Annotated in this window: 18 protein-coding genes and 1 pseudogene; 9 read left to right on the top strand and 10 right to left on the bottom strand. The window is 66.0% G+C overall.

Features of this window, described 5'->3' with window-relative positions:
• Together RIT73_RS12125 and RIT73_RS12120 are read right to left on the bottom strand one after the other, a co-directional pair.
• On the bottom strand, window positions 1-451 hold a 451-nt coding region (locus tag RIT73_RS12125; RefSeq protein WP_375295006.1), incomplete at its 3' end, for a DUF222 domain-containing protein.
• A gap of 673 nt (window positions 452-1,124) precedes the next feature.
• Window positions 1,125-2,003 carry a LysR substrate-binding domain-containing protein gene (locus RIT73_RS12120; protein WP_309132332.1) on the bottom strand — a complete coding sequence of 293 codons (879 nt, stop codon included), beginning with the start codon at window positions 2,001-2,003 and terminating at the stop codon, window positions 1,125-1,127.
• 78 nt (window positions 2,004-2,081) lie between these two features.
• Here RIT73_RS12120 and RIT73_RS12115 point away from each other — a divergent pair, with 78 nt between their 5' ends.
• Complete coding sequence (locus tag RIT73_RS12115; RefSeq protein ID WP_309132331.1) at window positions 2,082-3,044, top strand: EamA family transporter; 963 nt, start codon at window positions 2,082-2,084, stop codon at window positions 3,042-3,044.
• Between the two features lie 13 nt (window positions 3,045-3,057).
• On the top strand, window positions 3,058-4,062 hold the full coding sequence (locus RIT73_RS12110) for an aldo/keto reductase family protein (RefSeq protein WP_309132330.1): 1,005 nt from the start codon (window positions 3,058-3,060) through the stop codon (window positions 4,060-4,062).
• A 10-nt stretch (window positions 4,063-4,072) separates the two neighbouring features.
• Here RIT73_RS12110 and RIT73_RS12105 read toward each other — a convergent pair whose 3' ends face one another.
• Window positions 4,073-4,561 (bottom strand): SRPBCC domain-containing protein, encoded by a 489-nt coding sequence (locus RIT73_RS12105; protein WP_309132329.1) that lies wholly within the window; start codon window positions 4,559-4,561, stop codon window positions 4,073-4,075.
• 16 nt (window positions 4,562-4,577) lie between these two features.
• Between RIT73_RS12105 and RIT73_RS12100 the strand changes: the two genes are divergently transcribed.
• Window positions 4,578-4,919: a helix-turn-helix domain-containing protein gene (locus RIT73_RS12100; protein ID WP_309132328.1), complete on the top strand. Its 342-nt coding sequence runs from the start codon at window positions 4,578-4,580 to the stop codon at window positions 4,917-4,919.
• A 48-nt stretch (window positions 4,920-4,967) separates the two neighbouring features.
• Here RIT73_RS12100 and RIT73_RS12095 read toward each other — a convergent pair whose 3' ends face one another.
• Window positions 4,968-6,161 carry an MFS transporter gene (locus RIT73_RS12095; RefSeq protein WP_309132327.1) on the bottom strand — a complete coding sequence of 398 codons (1,194 nt, stop codon included), beginning with the start codon at window positions 6,159-6,161 and terminating at the stop codon, window positions 4,968-4,970.
• 133 nt (window positions 6,162-6,294) lie between these two features.
• On the opposite strand from RIT73_RS12095, the gene RIT73_RS12090 reads away from it, so the two are divergent.
• Both RIT73_RS12090 and RIT73_RS12085 read left to right on the top strand, forming a co-directional pair.
• A complete protein-coding gene (locus RIT73_RS12090) occupies window positions 6,295-7,179 on the top strand; it encodes an SMP-30/gluconolactonase/LRE family protein (protein ID WP_309132326.1) in 885 nt (294 codons plus the stop codon).
• Between the two features lie 3 nt (window positions 7,180-7,182).
• Window positions 7,183-7,734, top strand: a complete 552-nt coding sequence (locus RIT73_RS12085) for a hypothetical protein (protein ID WP_309132325.1) — start codon at window positions 7,183-7,185, stop codon at window positions 7,732-7,734.
• A gap of 97 nt (window positions 7,735-7,831) precedes the next feature.
• Here the strand turns inward: RIT73_RS12085 and RIT73_RS12080 are convergent, their stop codons facing one another.
• Window positions 7,832-8,278, bottom strand: a complete 447-nt coding sequence (locus RIT73_RS12080) for an NUDIX domain-containing protein (protein ID WP_309132324.1) — start codon at window positions 8,276-8,278, stop codon at window positions 7,832-7,834.
• A gap of 9 nt (window positions 8,279-8,287) precedes the next feature.
• Entirely contained in the window at window positions 8,288-8,872 is a 585-nt protein-coding gene (locus tag RIT73_RS12075; protein ID WP_309132337.1) for a DNA-3-methyladenine glycosylase I, read from the bottom strand.
• 301 nt (window positions 8,873-9,173) lie between these two features.
• On the opposite strand from RIT73_RS12075, the gene RIT73_RS12070 reads away from it, so the two are divergent.
• A complete protein-coding gene (locus tag RIT73_RS12070) occupies window positions 9,174-9,923 on the top strand; it encodes a metallophosphoesterase (protein WP_309132323.1) in 750 nt (249 codons plus the stop codon).
• Here RIT73_RS12070 and RIT73_RS12065 read toward each other — a convergent pair.
• Together RIT73_RS12065 and RIT73_RS12060 are read right to left on the bottom strand one after the other, a co-directional pair.
• A complete protein-coding gene (locus tag RIT73_RS12065; protein ID WP_309132322.1) occupies window positions 9,854-11,236 on the bottom strand; it encodes a TIGR00366 family protein in 1,383 nt (460 codons plus the stop codon). The genes RIT73_RS12070 and RIT73_RS12065 overlap by 70 nt on opposite strands.
• Before the next feature lie 64 nt (window positions 11,237-11,300).
• On the bottom strand, window positions 11,301-12,683 hold the full coding sequence (locus tag RIT73_RS12060) for an NAD-dependent succinate-semialdehyde dehydrogenase (RefSeq protein ID WP_309132336.1): 1,383 nt from the start codon (window positions 12,681-12,683) through the stop codon (window positions 11,301-11,303).
• Between the two features lie 204 nt (window positions 12,684-12,887).
• Between RIT73_RS12060 and RIT73_RS12055 the strand changes: the two genes are divergently transcribed.
• Together RIT73_RS12055 and RIT73_RS12050 are read left to right on the top strand one after the other, a co-directional pair.
• A complete protein-coding gene (locus tag RIT73_RS12055; protein WP_309132321.1) occupies window positions 12,888-13,241 on the top strand; it encodes a nuclear transport factor 2 family protein in 354 nt (117 codons plus the stop codon).
• A gap of 236 nt (window positions 13,242-13,477) precedes the next feature.
• Window positions 13,478-13,756, top strand: coding sequence for a GlsB/YeaQ/YmgE family stress response membrane protein (locus RIT73_RS12050; RefSeq protein WP_113903674.1), 279 nt, complete (start codon window positions 13,478-13,480; stop codon window positions 13,754-13,756).
• 122 nt (window positions 13,757-13,878) lie between these two features.
• On the opposite strand, the pseudogene RIT73_RS12045 reads toward RIT73_RS12050, so the two are convergent.
• Together RIT73_RS12045 and RIT73_RS12040 are read right to left on the bottom strand one after the other, a co-directional pair.
• Window positions 13,879-14,691: pseudogene (locus tag RIT73_RS12045) on the bottom strand (SDR family NAD(P)-dependent oxidoreductase); the annotation flags it as partial.
• A gap of 186 nt (window positions 14,692-14,877) precedes the next feature.
• Window positions 14,878-15,882 (bottom strand): 3-hydroxyacyl-CoA dehydrogenase NAD-binding domain-containing protein, encoded by a 1,005-nt coding sequence (locus RIT73_RS12040; protein ID WP_309132320.1) that lies wholly within the window; start codon window positions 15,880-15,882, stop codon window positions 14,878-14,880.
• 96 nt (window positions 15,883-15,978) lie between these two features.
• On the opposite strand from RIT73_RS12040, the gene RIT73_RS12035 reads away from it, so the two are divergent.
• Window positions 15,979-16,842: a hypothetical protein gene (locus RIT73_RS12035; RefSeq protein WP_309132319.1), complete on the top strand. Its 864-nt coding sequence runs from the start codon at window positions 15,979-15,981 to the stop codon at window positions 16,840-16,842.
• Window positions 16,843-17,457 lie beyond the last annotated feature (615 nt).

Below are 17,457 nucleotides of genomic sequence, written 5' to 3'. Positions count from 1 at the left end.
CCACCGGTGGTTGGATGACCATGATCTGCTGCAGCAGAGTCCGCTTGAGCGTCTCACACGTGACGTCAGCCCGCCGTTGTTTGAGGTAGCGGTCCACGACAGGAAGATGGCGCATCGCAAGCGTGTCACAGGCATACATGACAACTTCCACATGAGCCGCAGTGAACTCCCCGGCCCGCACCCGTTGGCAGAACTGCGGAAGACCATGCACAAGAGTCATCGCCGTGCCGACTTTGCGCTTGGCCCTGCCGATCGTCGTGCCAAGAATCGCGGTGACCTGTCTCAGATCGTCCTTGGCCAGGTGAGTGCAGGTCCATGCCGAGAACCCTTCCTCAGGCTCGAACCCCGGAAACAGCGCAACATCGACCGGCACTTTCGCATCAGCTTCCGTCGCTCCGGGTACTTCGGCACCTGCCGCACTAAGCGTTCCTGGGTCAGTCGTGCCGGTCACCTCTGGAGCCGAAGAGGTGACCGCCCCAGCGCTCATCGAAACGGCAGCAGTATCCGAATCAGCCCAAGGATCGGGAGAAGCCGGCCGAGGCACAGTCCGCAACACGCTGTCAGCGACAGTAGCGAAACGAGGAGACGCAGCCGACGACTTCGCTTCCCTTCCTCTGCTTTCCATGGGCAGACCCACAGCTGCACAGGCCCGTGTGAGCGCGTAGTCGGCCAGGGACTCGATCACTGAGAACTGGATTCGGTCGCACTCTGCCGACCTCGAGGCGAGTTCGGTGAGCGGTGAATGCGCGGGCAGAGAGAATCGGCTGCCGTTTGCCGATGTCGCCTCATCCATGCCGTGTCACCGCCTCTCGTCTATGAGCTGCTACCGTGCTTCTGAGTCTGCCACCCGCCACTGACACAGGATCTCCGAAGCCAACCAGCCCTCGTCCACCTGGGACCGCCGATCACCCGTGACGTCGAGAATCCCAGGGACGCGGGCCCGACCACCAGCGTCAGAACCGAAAAGCTCATATCCTCCGTCAGCTCTGAACCTTCGAGAAGCCGCACTTCTCGCTACCGGTCCCGAAGCACCCGCTCGCCGTGGGGAGCTGGTCGCTCAACTCTTCGTGTGGCCGCTTCGGCGAGGCATAATTCCAACCGGCATTCCTTTGTCCAGGGCCTTTTCAGTCGCCGAGGTGGTGCTTGAGGATCTCGAGGAAGGCGAGCGCCGCGGGACTGGGGTTGAAGTCACTCCACGCGAGGTATTCGATTCTCGTCGGACCGTCCGTGACTGCCACGGTCACCAGCTCACGCTCGGCCGGGACGACGGCGGGAGCGAGCAGGGCGATCCCGAGACCCTGTTCGACGAGGTCGAGCATGAGCTCGATGCCCATCGTTTCGAAGGCGACGTGCCTGCTCACCCCGGCCGCCTCGAATGCCAGATCGGACTGTGCCCGGCCGGAACCACCGGCCGGGAAGTCGACAAAGGTTTCGTCTGCCAAGTCGGCCAGGCGCAGGCGGCGACGCGCGGCGAAGCGATGATTCGTGCCGAGCACGGCGACGAGTCGTTCGCGGGCGAGCACTCGGGTCGCCACTCGCGCAGGCACGATGGCCTCGGGCAGCCCGAGCACGGCGATGTCCAGTTCGCCCTCGCGGACGGAAGTGATGAACGCATCGCTGCTGCCCCCACGCAGCTGGATCCTCACGGCCGGATGCGCTTCGTGGAAGTCGGCGAGGATCGCTGCCAGCTCGATGGCAGTGACAGTCGGGATGGTTCCGATCGTCAGGCTTCCGCGGATCTCACCTGAAGCGACGGCCGCCTCGGCGATGGCACGTTCAGCTGCGTCGAGGGTGGCGCGGGCGGCCGGGACGAAGGCGGCTCCGGCGTCGGTGAGCTCGACCCTGCGGCTGGTCCGCGCGAACAGCTGCACCCCGAGTTCGCGCTCGAGGGATTTGATCTGATGGCTCAGGGCGGATTGGACGACATGGCAGCGCGCGGCCGCACGAGTGAAGTTGCGCTCCTCGGCGACGGCGAGGACGTATCGCAACTGCTGCAGTTCCATTCATCTATCGTGCATCACGATCGGTTCGATGAGGAACATGTGTTGGACTCATTACTCATCGGCCACGATGCTGGAGCCATGACCACAACTGCCATTCCAGCCTCTCCACCGACTGCTGCCGGCTCCCAGTTCGGGGTGACCGCGGCGACGGCGTTCGCACCGGCGGTCTGGGGAACGACCTACCTTGTGACGACGGCGATGCTCCCCGCCGACCACCCGATGTTCGCCGCACTCATGCGGGCTCTTCCGGCAGGCCTCCTCGCCCTGCTGATCTCGCGCCGGCTGCCCCACGGCAGTTGGTGGTGGAAGGCATTCATCCTCGGCACTCTGAACATCGGGGTGTTCTTCCCGCTGCTCTTCATCACCGCTGAGCGCCTGCCCGGCGGGGTCGCCGCAACACTGGGAGCGACTCAACCCATCCTCGTCGCGTTCCTCGCGGTGCTGGTGCTCGGGGAAAGACTGTCGCGGTGGCGACTGGCCTGGGGCGTGGTCGGCGTGATCGGAGTCGGAATGGTGGTTCTGGGGCCCGGTGCCGGATTCGATCCGGTCGGGCTCATCGCCGGAGTCGCCGGAGCCGCGTCCATGGGCACCGGCGTCATCCTCACCAAACGCTGGGGCCGGCCTCCCGGTCTCAGCGCCATCGGTTTCGCGGGGTGGCAACTGGGCGCAGGAGGCTTGGTTCTCCTGATTCCGACGCTGCTCCTCGAGGGCGTTCCCGTGCACATCGATGGGCTCGGCCTTGCCGGATATCTGTGGCTGGGGATCGTCGGCGGGCTGTTGGCCTACACGCTGTGGTTCCGCGGCCTCGGCCGACTGCCCGTCACCGCCACTGCGCTGCTCGGTCTGCTCTCACCGCTGGTTGCCGCCGGACTCGGTGTCGCCTTCGCCGGAGAGACCCTCAACCTCATCCAACTGCTCGGTTTCACCCTCGCCCTGGCCGCCCTCGCCTGCGGGCAGCTGAGTCCGCGACCTCGCGTACGTGTCCCGGCGTCTGAGTCATCGGCTTCCGCGCCGTCCCCTCCACCACCTCGGCGTCATTGAGTAGGCTGGCGGCATGGAACACAGATATCTTGGAAACAGCGGCCTGAAGATCTCGGAGATCACCTACGGAAACTGGCTCACGCACGGGTCCCAGGTGGAGAACGACATCGCCACGAAGTGCGTGCATGCGGCCCTCGACGCCGGCATCTCGACCTTCGACACTGCCGACGTCTATGCGAACACGGTGGCCGAACAGGTGCTCGGCGACGCCCTCAAGGGGCGGCGCCGGGAGTCCCTGGAGATCTTCACGAAGGTCTACTTCCCCACGGGCCCCAAGGGGCACAACGACACCGGGCTGTCGCGCAAGCACATCATGGAGTCGATCAACGGCTCGCTGCGCCGGCTCGGCACCGACTACGTCGACCTCTACCAGGCCCACCGCTATGACTACGAGACCCCGCTGGAAGAGACGATGCAGGCCTTCGCCGATGTGGTCCGCGCCGGCAAGGCGCTCTACATCGGCGTCAGTGAGTGGCGCGCCGAGGAGATCCGCGCCGCACACGGTCTGGCGCAGGAGCTGGGCATCCAGCTGATCTCGAATCAGCCGCAGTACAACTTGCTCTGGCGCGTCATCGACGCCGAGGTGATTCCCACCTGCGAGGAGCTGGGCCTGTCCCAGATCGTGTGGTCGCCGCTCGCCCAAGGCGTGCTCACCGGCAAGTACAAGCCGGGCCACCCGCTGCCCGAGGGCAGCCGCGCCACGGATGACAAGGGCGGGGCGGACATGATCGCCCACTACCTGGACGATGAGACGCTCACGGCCGTGGCCGAACTCGAGCCGATCGCCTCCGATCTCGGACTGACGATGGCTCAGCTCGCGATCGCCTGGGTGCTCGCCAATGGCAATGTCGCCGCCGCCCTGGTGGGCGCCTCCCGCCCCGAGCAGGTGGAGTCGAATGTCGCCGCCTCCGGCGTGAAGCTCGACGCCGAGGTGCTCGCCCGGATCGACGAGGCGCTCGGTGACCTCCCAGTCAAGGACCCGGCCGAGACCAAGTCGCCGGAGACGCGCATCGTGTGAGGCAGCTCCCCTACTTGTAGAAGCCCTCGCGCAGGTTGATCCCGTGCTCGAGCCACGCTTTCATGGCGGCGAGCATCCCCGTCCAGCCCATGCAGTTGCCGAACGCCCCGTCGGCACCCTTCTGTGTGAGCTTCCACGACTTCTCGGTGATGGTCACCAGAGTCCGCGAGCCGCCGTCGACTGGTTCGAACGTGAACGTCGTCTCGGTCTTCGGTGCGGTCGCGGACTCATCGCCCTCCCACCGGATGACGATCTTCTCATCGGGGACCACCTCGGCGACCTCGACCGGGAACCGACCCGGGAAGTCGGCGAAGTCCCATGAGACCTCCGTTCCGGCTTCGAGCCGACCGCGGGCTCCGCCTGTGGTGAAGTAGCGCGAGAGCTGCTCGGGATCGGCGACGGCCTCGAAGGTCTCGTGCGGAGACTTCGAGATGTGGCCGGTGACGGTGAAGGACAGTTCTTCCAGTGGCGCATCGGGTGCGCGGCCCTGAGTATTCATGTGATATTTTTATCACATGAATGGGGAGAAGGGAACAGCTGCCGACGATTCACGTGACGATGCGGTGTTCAAAGCGCTGGCGAACTCCACGCGTCGGCGCATCCTCGACCTCCTGCGGACCCAGCCGCGCACGACGGGAGAGGTCTGCGATGCCTTTCCCGACCTCGACCGCACGACCGTGCTCCAGCACATCCGCGTGCTCGAGAGGGCCGAGCTGGTGACAGGGGCGCGGATCGGGAAGACGCGACGATTGGCGCTCGCCCCGCTGCCGATCAAGCGAATCCACGACCGGTGGATCGGAGAGTACACCCGGGCGGCGGTGAATCTGCTGGCCGAACTCGACGACGGGACCCACTGAGACCGGTGCGGGCTCGCGTCTCAGGGCGAGGCCGCCTTCGTCGCCGGCTCAGTCCTGAGGGCGGAGCAGCCTGACAATGCAGCTGAGCATCCCGGCGACGAGGAGGAGCGCGGCGCAGAGCACGAACGTGCCGGTATCGCCGAGGTAGGTGAATCCGACCCCGCCGAGCACACCGGCGATGGCCAGGCCGATGTCGAAGTTCATGTTCCAGGCGACGCTGGCCCGAGCCGGAGTGCTGACTACGGTGAAGGCAGCGACCAGACTGGCCGACTGCATCGTCCCCAGCCCCAGACCGACGATCGCCATGACGATGAAGAGGAATGTTCCGCCCGCGATGGACGTGAGCACGAGGCCCACGACGACGATTCCGATTCCGGCGAGGTTGAGGGCGAACGGAGGGACCCGGTCGGCGATGTTCCCCGCGACCAGACGGCCGACCACTGCGGACAGCTGCATGGACGCGATGAAGATTGCCGCTCCTGCGACGTTCTCACCGGGACCGAAGCCGACGATGAGACCGAACGTCATCATGCCGATGAGGAACGGCAGGAACATGACGATCAGGCTCAGGGTCTCGGCGATGGACCTCCGCGGTCGGCCTGTGGGGCGCCCGGCCGCGGCCCGCACTCCCGCAGCGGGATCGACCTCGCCCTGTTGCATGGCCGCCCGACCCGGCAGGAACTTGAGCACGGTCGGCACGGCGAGGAGGAGCGTCACGCACACCACCGTCCGGAACACCCAGACCGGGACCGACTCCACCAGCCACAGGCCGAGGGGAGCAGCGATGGCCGCCGCCAACGAGGTGATTCCGCCGAACAGCCCCAGCGCTCGGCCGATCCGGGTCGGGGCAACGGTCTCGGGCACAGCGGCATTGGCCAGGACGACGAACAGCCCGAAGCCCACTCCCCCGCACAGCCCGCCGACGACCAGGGTGACAAGTGGGGCGAGGGCGAGCAGACCGACGATCTGACCGAGCAGCTGCAGACCCAAGGCGAGCAGCAGCGCTCCTCGCAGGCCCAACACTCTGCCCGCCCAGGGCGCGAAGGGCTGAGCCGCGATGACACCGATCATCATCGCCGTCAGCACGGTTCCGGCGGTGACGGACGACAGGCCCTGGAGCCCGCCGATGGTGACCATGGTCGAATAGCTGAAGAAGAACGCGGAGAAGCCGAACATGCCCGACCAGACCAGGCCGAGCAGTGCCGGGGTGACACCCTTGGTGGCGATCTGCGAGATGCTCATGATTGGACCCTACCGGAGCATGCGCCTGTCCCCCACACGGCGTGACTAGTATCGTCGGTACTCAGCGGAGCCGATGCTGATCAGGGGTCGGCGCTGTGTGGCACTGCCGGTCGGAATGAAGGAGCGAGCGCGAATGACACCACGAATTGACGTAGTGGCCGATGTGAAGCCCGTGTTGGGCGAGGGCCCACTCTGGGACGCGGAGTCCGAGCGACTCCATTGGCTCGACATCGCCCAGGGGCGAATCTTCAGCTCCACCGCGGCGGGTTCCGACCTGCGGACCTGGGAGGTCGGCGAGAAGGTGGGTTCCATTGCGCTGAGCGCCGACGGCTCCGCGTTCATCGCCTCGCTGAAGACCGGACTTCACCGCATCGACAGGGAGAGCGGTGAGAAGGAGCTCCTCGTCGATCCTGAGCCCGAATCCCCCGGCAATCGCCTCAACGACGGCAAGGTCGACCGGCAGGGACGATTCGTCTTCGGGACGATGGACGATGCGGAGAAGGAGACGACAGGAAACCTCTACTCCTACGATCCGCAGGGCCGGCTGAATCAGCTCGAGCGGGGATTGACCACCCCGAACGGCCCCTGTTTCAGTCCCGACGGGGCGACCTTCTACCTGTCCGACTCTCCCACTGGTGAGATCTGGGCCTATGACTACGACACCACGACCGGCGAGATCTCCTCGCGGAGAACCCTCGTGAGCATCGATGAGAGCCTGGGCGGCGCACCTGACGGAGCGACCGTCGACTCGGAGGGCTGCATCTGGAAGTCGATCGTCTTCGGCGGCAAGGTCGCCCGGTTCACCCCCGAAGGTGAGCTCGACCGGATTGTCGAGATGCCGGTGCGCAAAGTGACGAGCCTGTCCTTCGGCGGGCCGAACCTCGACACGCTCTTCGTCACCTCGATGGGCCGGCCGCCGCAGCCGGGCAAGCCGGAGGACGGGCAGCTGCGGGGATCCGTCTTCGCTGTCTCCGGGCTGGGTGTCACCGGGATCCCCGAACCCCGGTTCGGTGGCTGAACAATGACGTCGACCCAGACTCCCGACCTGACGGCGAGTGGTGTCATCGACGCAGAGTTCGTGCGTCGGTTCGAGCCTCTCTATGCCGTCACGGATCTCGAATCGCACCTGTTCGAAACGATCGGACCCAAGGTCGTCAGGCGCGAATACTACAAGCGCGGAGCTTTCCTCAGAGTCGCCGAGTGGAAAGCCGTTGCCGTTCTTCCCACGCTCGAGTCACTCGATTCCGACGACATCGAATACGTCACCGCGGTAGCCCTCGATGAGGACACTCCGAATCACCTGCGGGTGCCCTTCCTCCGGGTGCTGCCCGGGGTCGGCATGCCTCTGGGCAGCACTCTGCTCGCCGTGTTCAACCCCAAGAAGTTCGCGATCATGGATGCCCGAGCTGTCGGAGTCCTCCACGAATTCGCCCTCGTCGACACCTCGAACCTTGCCCACCTCGAATACTCCACCTACCGGCGGCTGATGCGGTCTCTGGCCAAGGGCGCCCATTGCGGCACACTCGATCTTTACCGCGCCGTCATCGCCTACTCGAGGCAGCAGAATAGCTGACCGCATCGAGTGCCCGCAGCGTCGAAACCCTCAGGCGCAGAGCCAACAGCTCTCGTCGCGCGCGAGTCAGACGTGGGTCAGAAGACCCACGCGCGGGTCAGACTCGGGCCAGAAGGCCCGCGGCGAGCATCGAGGGCACGACTTCGTCACGGGTCAGCGGTGCGAACTGCCGTTCGACGGAGTCCTCGGGCATCGGGTCATAGGGGAACCATGCGGCTTCGTCGATCTCCGCGCGATGGCTGATGCGGTCCACATCGAGGCCCTCGGGCAGCCCCTCGTAGTGGAACACAGTGCCGACGACACGGTGGTCGACTTCGTTCGCGGCGTCGGCCGTGAAGGTGCCGAGCAGCTTGAGGCTCGCCGGGTCGAGCACGAGGCCGAGCTCTTCATCGACCTCTCGGGCAATCGTCGCCGCCGCGTCCTCTCCCGGCTCGGGCTTCCCGCCCGGGAGCATGAACGACGTCGTGTTCGCCTTGCGGACCATGAGCAGTTCCGGACGCTGAGGGTGGAGAAGCACGAGCGCGCTCACATGGATGTCGTTCATGAGGTCCTTTCAGTCCGGCCAGATGCCCGAGGCACCGCGGCGATGCGAACCGACGAGGTGCGTATCCACCATACCGATCGCCTCCATCAGGGCATACATGGTGGTCGGTCCGACGAAGCGGAAGCCGCGCTTCTTCAGGGCCTTCGACAGCGCCACGGATTCCGGCGCAGTCGTCGGCACCTCGTCGACCGACAGCGGACGCGGCGTCGACTCGGGCTGAAAGCTCCAGATGAAATCGGAGAGACCGCCCTCTGCCCGCATGGCGATCGTCGCCCTCGCGTTGCCGACGCAGGCTTCGATCTTGCCCCGGTGGCGGATGATCCCCGCGTCCAGGAGCAGCCGGTCGACGTCGGCGTCGTCGAAGCCGGCGACCGCCTCGGGGTCGAAGCCCTTGAACACTTCGCGGAATCGCTCGCGTTTGCGCAGGATCGTCACCCACGACAAGCCGGCTTGGAACCCTTCGAGACTCAACCGCTCGAACACCCCGGCCTCGTCGGTGACGGGCAGACCCCACTCGGTGTCGTAGTACTGCAGCAGCAGCGGGTCACCGTACGCCCACGGTGAGCGGGCAAGGCCGTCCGCACCGATGACCACTCCACCGTGCGTCGGCGCGCTTTCCGCAGACTCGAGCTGCTCCGCCGGGTCGAGCTGCTCCGCCGGGTCGAGTTGCTCCGTCGACGCGAGTTCATGGTCGTCGGGTTTCCGGTCCCTCTGAATCTTCTCCACCCTGCAACGGTAGCGCGAGGTGCGGACGCGGAGGACCGCCGTCGAACGAAGCGCCCCTGGCGTCGCACGCAGCGCCCCTGGCGGACAGCGTCAGCAGGGGCACCCCTGGCGGACAGCGTCAGCAGGGGCACCTCCCGATGGACAATGTCGGCAGGGGTACCCTGGCCCCATGCCGACGACATACTTCACCTCGGACACCCACCTCCACCACCGACTCATGGTCATCCTGCGCGGCTTCGTGCCTGAGGACACGACCAAGGACCAAGTCACCGAGGACGACCTCGCCCGGCACGACGAGTCGATCATCGAGGCGTGGAACGCCTCCGTGAGGCCCGAGGACACGGTCTGGCACCTCGGCGACCTCACCCTCCAGCGCCCCTCGGCGATCGCCCACCTCATCGCGCGGCTCAACGGCGACATCCGGCTCGTCCTCGGCAACCACGACCGAGCGCACCCTCTGTTCGGAAGCAAGTCCGTGCCCGCCCACACCGAACTCCTCGAGGCAGGTATCTCCTATGCCACGATGGCCGCGCGCGTGACGCTGCGCGAATCGGATCACAACCGGATCCCGGTGGTCCTCTCCCACTTCCCCTACGCAGGCGATCACACCTTCGAGGATCGGTTCGAGCAGTGGAGGCTCCGGGACGTCGGCGAGATCCTGCTCCACGGTCACACCCACTCCGACCAGGTCCTCACCGACGCCGGGAACCGCCAGATCCACGTGGGCTGGGATGCGTGGGGAAGGCCGGTGTCCGAGGACGAGATCGTCGAACTGATCCGCTCCCAGGGAATCGCGCAGTCGCCTCCGCGGGACGAAGACCCCCACGCCCACCTCGGCGAGGATGAGGCTCAGAGGGAGACGATGAGCAGGACGGCGGCCATGACCACGCCCGAGCCGAAGAACGTCACCGAGGTGTAGCCGAGGATGTCGCGCATCTTCAGCCCTGCGATGGCGAGGACCGGCAGCGCCCAGAAGGGCTGGAGCATGTTCGTCCACTGGTCGCCGTAGGCCACGGCCATGATCGCGATCGAGGGGTCGACGCCGAGCTGGTTGGCCGCATCCAGCATGATCGGCCCCTGGACGGCGAACTGACCGCCGCCGGAGGGCACGAAGAAGTTGACGAGACCGGCCGACAGCAGAGCGAGCACCCCGAAGGTCGTCGGATTCGCGATCGAGACGATCGCGTCGGAGAACACGACGATGAGGCCGGTGCCGCTCATCATTCCGAGGATGCCGGCGTAGAGAGGGAACTGGAGGAGGATCTCGCCGACGTTCGAGGCGGCTGACTTCGTCAGGCGGATGAGCTCGAAGGGGTTCTTGACCAGCAGGAAGATCAGCGCCAGGAATGACCAGTTGACGATGTCGAGGGTCAATCCCCCACCCTGAGCGAAGTGGATGATGAGGTAGACGGCGAGCGCCAGACCGATGATCAGGGTGAGGATCCGGGAGGCATCGATCCGATCGGCGGGAGTGACCACCTCGTCGGTGGTTTCGCCGAACGATTCCGATCCCACCTGCTGCGGCAGCTCATAGACCGGGGCGTCCTTCTTCGGTGCGACGAGGAAGAACAGAACGGCGCAGACGACGATGACGCCGAGGATGCCGAGCAGGTTCCAGGCGGAGAAGATCGTCTCGCTGACGGGGATCGTCTGCCCACCGAGGGATTCGGAGAGGAAGGAGTCGGGTGTGGCCGCGGTCAGCGGGCCGGACCCCGAATAGCCCATGTGCCAGACGACGAAACCGGAGTAGCCGGCGGCGACGAGCAGGGGGAAGTGGACCTTGATGCCCCGCTCCCGTGCCTGCACGGCGATCTCCCTGGCCAGGAGGGCGCCGACGACGAGGCCGAGTCCCCAGGTGATGAGACTGGCGAGGGCCGCGACGACGAAGACGAACACGTAGGCGAACGTGGCGCTGCCGGGAACCCTGGCCAGCGCGGTCAGCAGCATGCGGACCGGACCTGTGTTGGCGAGCATGTGCCCGAACAGCAGGATCAGTGCCATCTGCGTCATGAATTCGAGCAGCCCGGCCAGGCCCTCGCCCCAGCCGGTGACGACCTCGACCGGGGTGGAGCCGGTGAGGATGAACGCGAGGATCGCCACGATGAGGGTGAGGACGATGGCGAAGGTGAGCGCTGAGGGGATCCAACGCTCGAGGACTCGGTTGAATGGCCGCATGAAGCCTTGTGAGGCGGCGGCGTTGATCTCGGTTGCGGTCGACTTCTCTGACGACATGACGAACCTCCGACTGAGAGTTTTCTGAGTGTTCGTTCAGTCTAACCAGAGTCACTTCGCCGGGTCAGGCGTTCTTCTTGAACACCATCTGCTTGTTGACGAATTCGTCCATCGCCAGCGGTCCGAGCTCCCGGCCGACGCCGGAGCGCTTGACTCCGCCGAAGGGCAGGTACTCCCGGGAGCCTTCCGGAGTGTTGATGAAGACCATGCCGGCCTCGATCTGATCGGCGACGCGTTCGGCCCGTTCGGAGTCGGTGGAGAACACGGCGGCGCCGAGTCCGAACGGGGTGTCATTGGCCAGCTCGATGGCCTCCTCCTCGCTGCTCGCCCGGTAGACGATGACGGCGGGACCGAACAGCTCCTCGTAGTAGCCGCGCATCCCCTTCTCCACGTCGGCGAGGACGACGGGTTCGACGAAGGCACCGTCCCCGTCATACCTCTTCCCGCCGGCAAGGAGGGTCGCACCCTCGCTGACCGTGTCATTGACCTGCTCGATGAAACGCTCGGCGGCCGCCGTCGAGGACAGGGGGCTGAGCTTGGAGTCCTCGGCACGGGGGTCTGCCGGGGTCAGCGACTTGGCCGCCTCGGTGATGGAGGACAGGAAGTCGTCGTAGACGTCGTCCATGACGATCATCCGCTTGGGCGAGTTGCAGGCCTGACCCGTGTTGCCCATGCGCGTGGCGAAGAACGTCTTCGCACTCTTAGCCACGTCCTCCGTGTCGAGGAGAATGTAGGGATCCGACCCTCCGAGTTCGAGGACCACCTTCTTGAGGTTCTTCCCCGCCTCCGCGGCGACCGCCGCACCTGCCCGCTCCGAGCCCGTCAGCGACACCCCGTGGTTGCGGGGGTCGGGCAGGATGATGTCGGCGACCTGCTCGTTGCTGGCGTAGATGTTGATGTAAGCGCCTTCGGGAAGCCCTGCCTCGAGGAAGATGTCCTCCATGATCTGTGCCGAGCGCGGGCACTGCGGAGCATGCTTGAGCAGGATCGTGTTGCCGAGCGCGAGGTTGGGGGCGGCGAACCGGGCGACCTGGTAGTACGGGAAGTTCCACGGCATGATCCCGAGGATCGAGCCGACGGGCTTGCGCCGGATCCAGGCGGTGCCGTCCTTGGGTCCGCGCAGAGGCTCATCGGCGAGGAACGCCTCGGCGTTGTCGGCGAAGTACTGATAGATCCGCGAGCACAGCGCCACCTCGCCCTTGCCCTCGGGGGCCGCCTTGCCCATCTCGGTGCGGATCACCGCGGCCAGCTCCTCGGCGCGCTCGGAGTAGATCTGGGCGACGCGGGTGAGCACGGCGGTGCGCTCGGCCACCGGTGTCCGGCTCCAGTCGGTGAAGGTCGCTGCCGAGCGGTCGAGGGCGGTGAGAATGTCGGCATCAGTGGCGGTCGGGAATTCCTCTTTGACCTCGCCGGTCGCCGGGTCGGTCACACGGTAGAGCGTTGTCATCTCTGGCCTCTTCTCCTGGTCGGGGTGGACGAGTGTCTGCTCATCCGATTCGTCGAGCACCGCTCCGGTCGGTCGCGTCCCACGCTCACCGGCGCGGCACTGCTCACGGTCCACGCTATGGCCCTTCCACCTCGGCGGCAATTCCCCCTTCTCTGACCTGCGACGATCTGATCCGGGAGCAGCCATCGCTGTTACGGTAGTGGCATGCCCAGCGTGACAGAGCTTGTCCAGCGTTATTACTCGACCGTCGACGCCGGGGACCCGGGCGCCACCTCGGCGCTGTTCGCCCCTGGCTCGCGCTACGACCGCCCGGGATATCCGCCGATGGTCGGCGAGCAGATCACCGAGTTCTACCACGGTGAGCGCGTCATCGAATCCGGCGCCCATACTCTCAACGAGATCCTCATCGAAGGCGACCGTGCCGCCGCCCGCGGAGTGTTCAAGGGCCGGCTGAAGAGCGGCGCCGAGGTGACCGTCGGATTCGCCGACTTCTTCCTCTTCGACGTCGATGGCCTGATCGCCGAGAGGACCACCTACTTCTACCGCGGAGCCGTCTGACTGTTCTCCGCGGACCGGAGTGAGGCACCGGGGCCAAGCTGCCCCAAAAGGCAAGTCCCCTGGCCAAATGGTAGCGTTTGGTCGGTCAGCGAGGCGGCGACGGGCAAGAGCAAGCGAAATTGCTTGCTCACTGGCCCACGAAGGGGTTTATTCTGGGAACAGATCATCCTCGCCCGAGGATTGGTCCTTCTCATCAGCCCCGGTCGCTGCCGGAGAACAGAGAAAGGAGCAACATCATGGTCATCATTGGTTGGATCGTTGTAGGACTCCTCGCTGGAGCATTGGCCAAGCTCATCCTTCCTGGAGAACAGGGAGGTGGCTGGATCGCCACGATCATCCTCGGCGTCATCGGCGCATTCGTGGGTGGTCTGCTCTTCGGTCTCTTCGGAGGCAAGGGAATCGGGGCAACGTTCAGTGACCCATGGGATTGGGGTTCGTTCTTCGTCGCAGTCATCGGAGCGATCGTCTTCGCGTTCATCTGGGGACTCATCACGAAGAACCGGACTCGCGCCTGATCTGCTGATCAGTTCATGAGCTCGCGGGTGTACGCCCGCTGACTCACGGACACCGAGAACCGGCCGGAAGTGCTCTTGCACTCCCGGCCGGTTCTTCGTCTGCGGCTTCGTCTGCGGGGCTGTCAGGCGGTGACGTTCGCGCTGTCGCCTCCGGTGACGGCGAAGCTGGTCCCGGTGACCATGCGCGCCTCCTCCGAGGCGAGGAACACCGCCAGCGGTGCCACATCCTCCGGGTCGATCCACGGAACTCCCAGCGGCACCGTCGTGCTCTTGCCCTCGGCCGCCGTCTTCTCGTCCTGGTCGGGATCGCCGGTGGGTTCGCCGCCGCTGTTGCGGATCAGCTGCGCATAGCGGCTCTCATGCCGGGTCAGGGCAGTGTCGATGAGACCGGGGATCAGGGCGTTGACCGTGATCTCGTGCTGCCCGAGGTCGAGCGCTGCCGACTTCATCAACCCGATCAGACCCCATTTCGAGGCGGAGTAGGCGCTGCCATGGAGCGTGCCGTGCTGGCCCTGCGTCGAGGAGGTGATGATGATCCTCCCTCCCCCGCGGTCGACGAGGTGCCCGGCCGCGACCCTGAGCACGTTCGCGGTGCCGGTGAGGTTGATGTCGATCTGGTCCTGCCAGAGATCGTCGCTCATCTCCAGCAGCGAGGCGAATCCCTGGATGCCGGCGTTGGCGAAGACCACATCGGTGCCGCCGAATTCCTCGACGATCGTGTGGAATCCGTCCTCGAGCGCCGGTTTGTCCCGCTGGTCGGCGACGATCGGCAGCCAGTTGGCGCCCGCGTTCTCCACCAGAGTCCCCGTCCGCTCCAGATCCTCTCGGGTGGCGGGCTCATAGTCGAGAGCGGAGCTGGCGCGGCCGGCGATGTCGACCCCCGCGACCTGATACCCCGCCTTCGCAAATGCCACCGCGGTGGCCCTCCCGATTCCTCGCGCCGCCCCCGGTGACCACTGCTGTTCGAGTCATGCCGACCTCCTTCTCGCACGGTTGCTGGACCCATCACCCTAGGGGCGTGGACCCCGGGTCACCAGGGTTTCCGTTGCCTCAGCCGGGGACGATGCCACTCGAAAGGTCAGGCGATCGCTCGACCTCGGACAGCGCTCGGGGTCACAGCCTCAGTCGGCCTGGCTGCGGGCCTGCAGCACGGCGCGCTGGATCCGATCCCGCGCCTCGGCGGCACCCGAGCTCGGACGTCGCCCATAGGCCTGTTCGACCTGAGCGAAGACCTCCTCCATCCGCTCGGCCTCGCGCCGTCCCGGGCGGCCATGCTCGGTGGCACTCTGCCCGGTGGCGCTCTGCCCAGGGGCACTCTGCCCCTTGGCACACTGCCCGGTGGCGCTGGGAAGGGGCTCGATGGCGGCGAATGCCCGGCCGATGTGATCCATGAACCCGCGGATGCCTGCCTCTCCCCCGCCGAGGTGCATTCCCTCGAACAGCCCGACCGCGGACCACCGCAGGCCGAGGGAGTTCTTCAGCACCTCGTCGAGCTCACTCGCGGTGACCACTTTGTTCTCGACGAGGGAGATCGCCTCCTTCATCAGCGCGTTCTGGAGACGGTTCCCGACGAAGCCGCGCACCTCCTTGCCGAGGACCACCGGGCTCCGGCCGCAGCTGCGGTAGAACTCGACCGTCGCCGAGGTGACTGCGGGGTCGGTTTGCGGGGAGGGCACGACCTCGACGAGGGGCATCAGGTGCGGTGGATTGAAAGGGTGACCCACGATGACCCGCCGCGCCGCGGCGGGCGGCAGTTCGGCCGCGATCGTCGAAGCGGGGATCGTCGACGAGGAGGTCGCGAGGATGGCATCGTCCGGGGCGCACTCCGCGAGGCGGGAGAAGAGCTCGATCTTCGCCTCCGGGTCCTCGGGCCCCGATTCCTGGATGAAGCGGGCCCCGGCGACTGCGTCCTCGAGAGTCTCGGCGAGTTCGACGGCTCCGATCCGGTCGGCGGACAGCTCCTCGGCGGCGGCATCGGCGCTGACGTCGGCCTGGAGCGCGGCGACCACCTCGGCGAGGTCACTGCGGGGATCGTGGACCCGCACGGAATGACCGGAGCGGGCGAACAGCCACGCGAACGACCGTCCGATGGTTCCGGCTCCGATGACAGCGACAGTGAGGCTCATGGCTTCAGGCTATACCGGCAGGCCCGCCTGCGGCAGGGGTGAAGATTTGGCCTCGGCAGGGGTGTGACCGGGGATTTAAGTGGCACAATGTCGTACATGAACCCGCTCGAAGGACTGAGGACAGTCGACTCGGAGATCATCGCCCTCGCCGAGGACGAGTACGCGGCCGCGGCCGAGACCGCCGGGATCGAAGTGCGCGAGATCCATACGGCTGCCGAGGCGGCGGAGGCCTCGCTGCTCCTCGACGAAGTCTGGAACGTCGACGCCACCGGCACGAACGTGTTCGAGCCGAGCCTCATCATCGCCTTCGCCCATGCGGGCAACTACGTCTCCGCCGCCTACAGCCTCGACGAACCGGATGTCATGATCGGAGTCACGATCGGGTTCTTCGGTCAACCGCTGGGCACCGTCATGCATTCGCACATCGCCGGGGTCCGTCACCAGAACATCGGCCGGGGCGCGGGATCGGCGATGAAGCTCCACCAGCGCCTGTGGTGCCTCAACCTCGGCCTGACCGAGATGACCTGGACTTTCGACCCTCTCGTCGCCCGCAACGCCTACTTCAACTTCCAACGGCTGGGCGTGCGGATGATCGACTACCTCGAGGACTTCTACGGTCAGATGCGCGACGGGGTGAACTCCGGTCAGGCCAGCGACCGGATGCTCGTGTCCTGGCGGCTCGACCAGCCCGGCGGGATCTCACCTGCCACCGCCGACGGCGCCTTCGAATGCCTGCGCGCCGACACTCATGGTGAACCCCTGGTCTGCGAAGTGCCGAAGGAGGCCACCGCAGTCTCCCTCGACATCCCCTCGGACATCGAAACCCTGCGCGGACAGGATGCGGCACTCGCCGGGCGATGGCGACTCGCCCTGCGCGACTCGCTGACCGCGCTGATCGCCGACGGCTGGGTCCTCGACACCTGCCTCAAGGGCGGCACGTACGTGCTCCACCACCCCTGAGGTTCGTAGAGTCGCTGGGGCGCTGTCCCACCACCGGCGCCGACGGGTCCCACCTCCGGCGAGGGATCCATCCTGGCAACTTGTGTGACGATCACACCGTTTCGCACGTCAGAAACGGCACTTTCTCCACACGATTCCGCGTCATTGATCAAAAACAGACGCGTCACCGTTGCTGAATACTCACTGATGCGTTCCGAGCTGTGGACGAACACCGGCGAAACGCGTCCGCCCGACAGTCCCGGCACGGCGCCTGAAACGACACCACCGCCAATCAGCGCTCCGTTGCCAACAGTCACCCCGGGGTGATCAGGCAATCTGGGCAGAATTCTCGTACCGGAGCCAACCTGGGTTGCACGCCTTCGGGCTGCGCGGCACTGATGTGCTCCAGGCTGTGGATCCGAGAGAAGTTTCCACAGGGACAGGTCAGGTCTTCACAGATACGCGGTGGTTGTGAACAGTGTGACCATGACCTACAGAGAACCGGATGCCGAGCGAGACATCCCCGTCTGGTTTCGACGCCGAAACCGAGCCCTCGCCGGAATTTCCAACCATGCGCTGATGCACAATGCCAGGTACTCGAAGCTTCACCATGGAGTGTGGCTCGATCACCAGACG

This window comes from Brevibacterium sp. (assembly GCF_031179145.1).
GTDB lineage: Bacteria > Actinomycetota > Actinomycetes > Actinomycetales > Brevibacteriaceae > Brevibacterium.
This window is presented reverse-complemented; position numbering and strand designations above follow the sequence as displayed.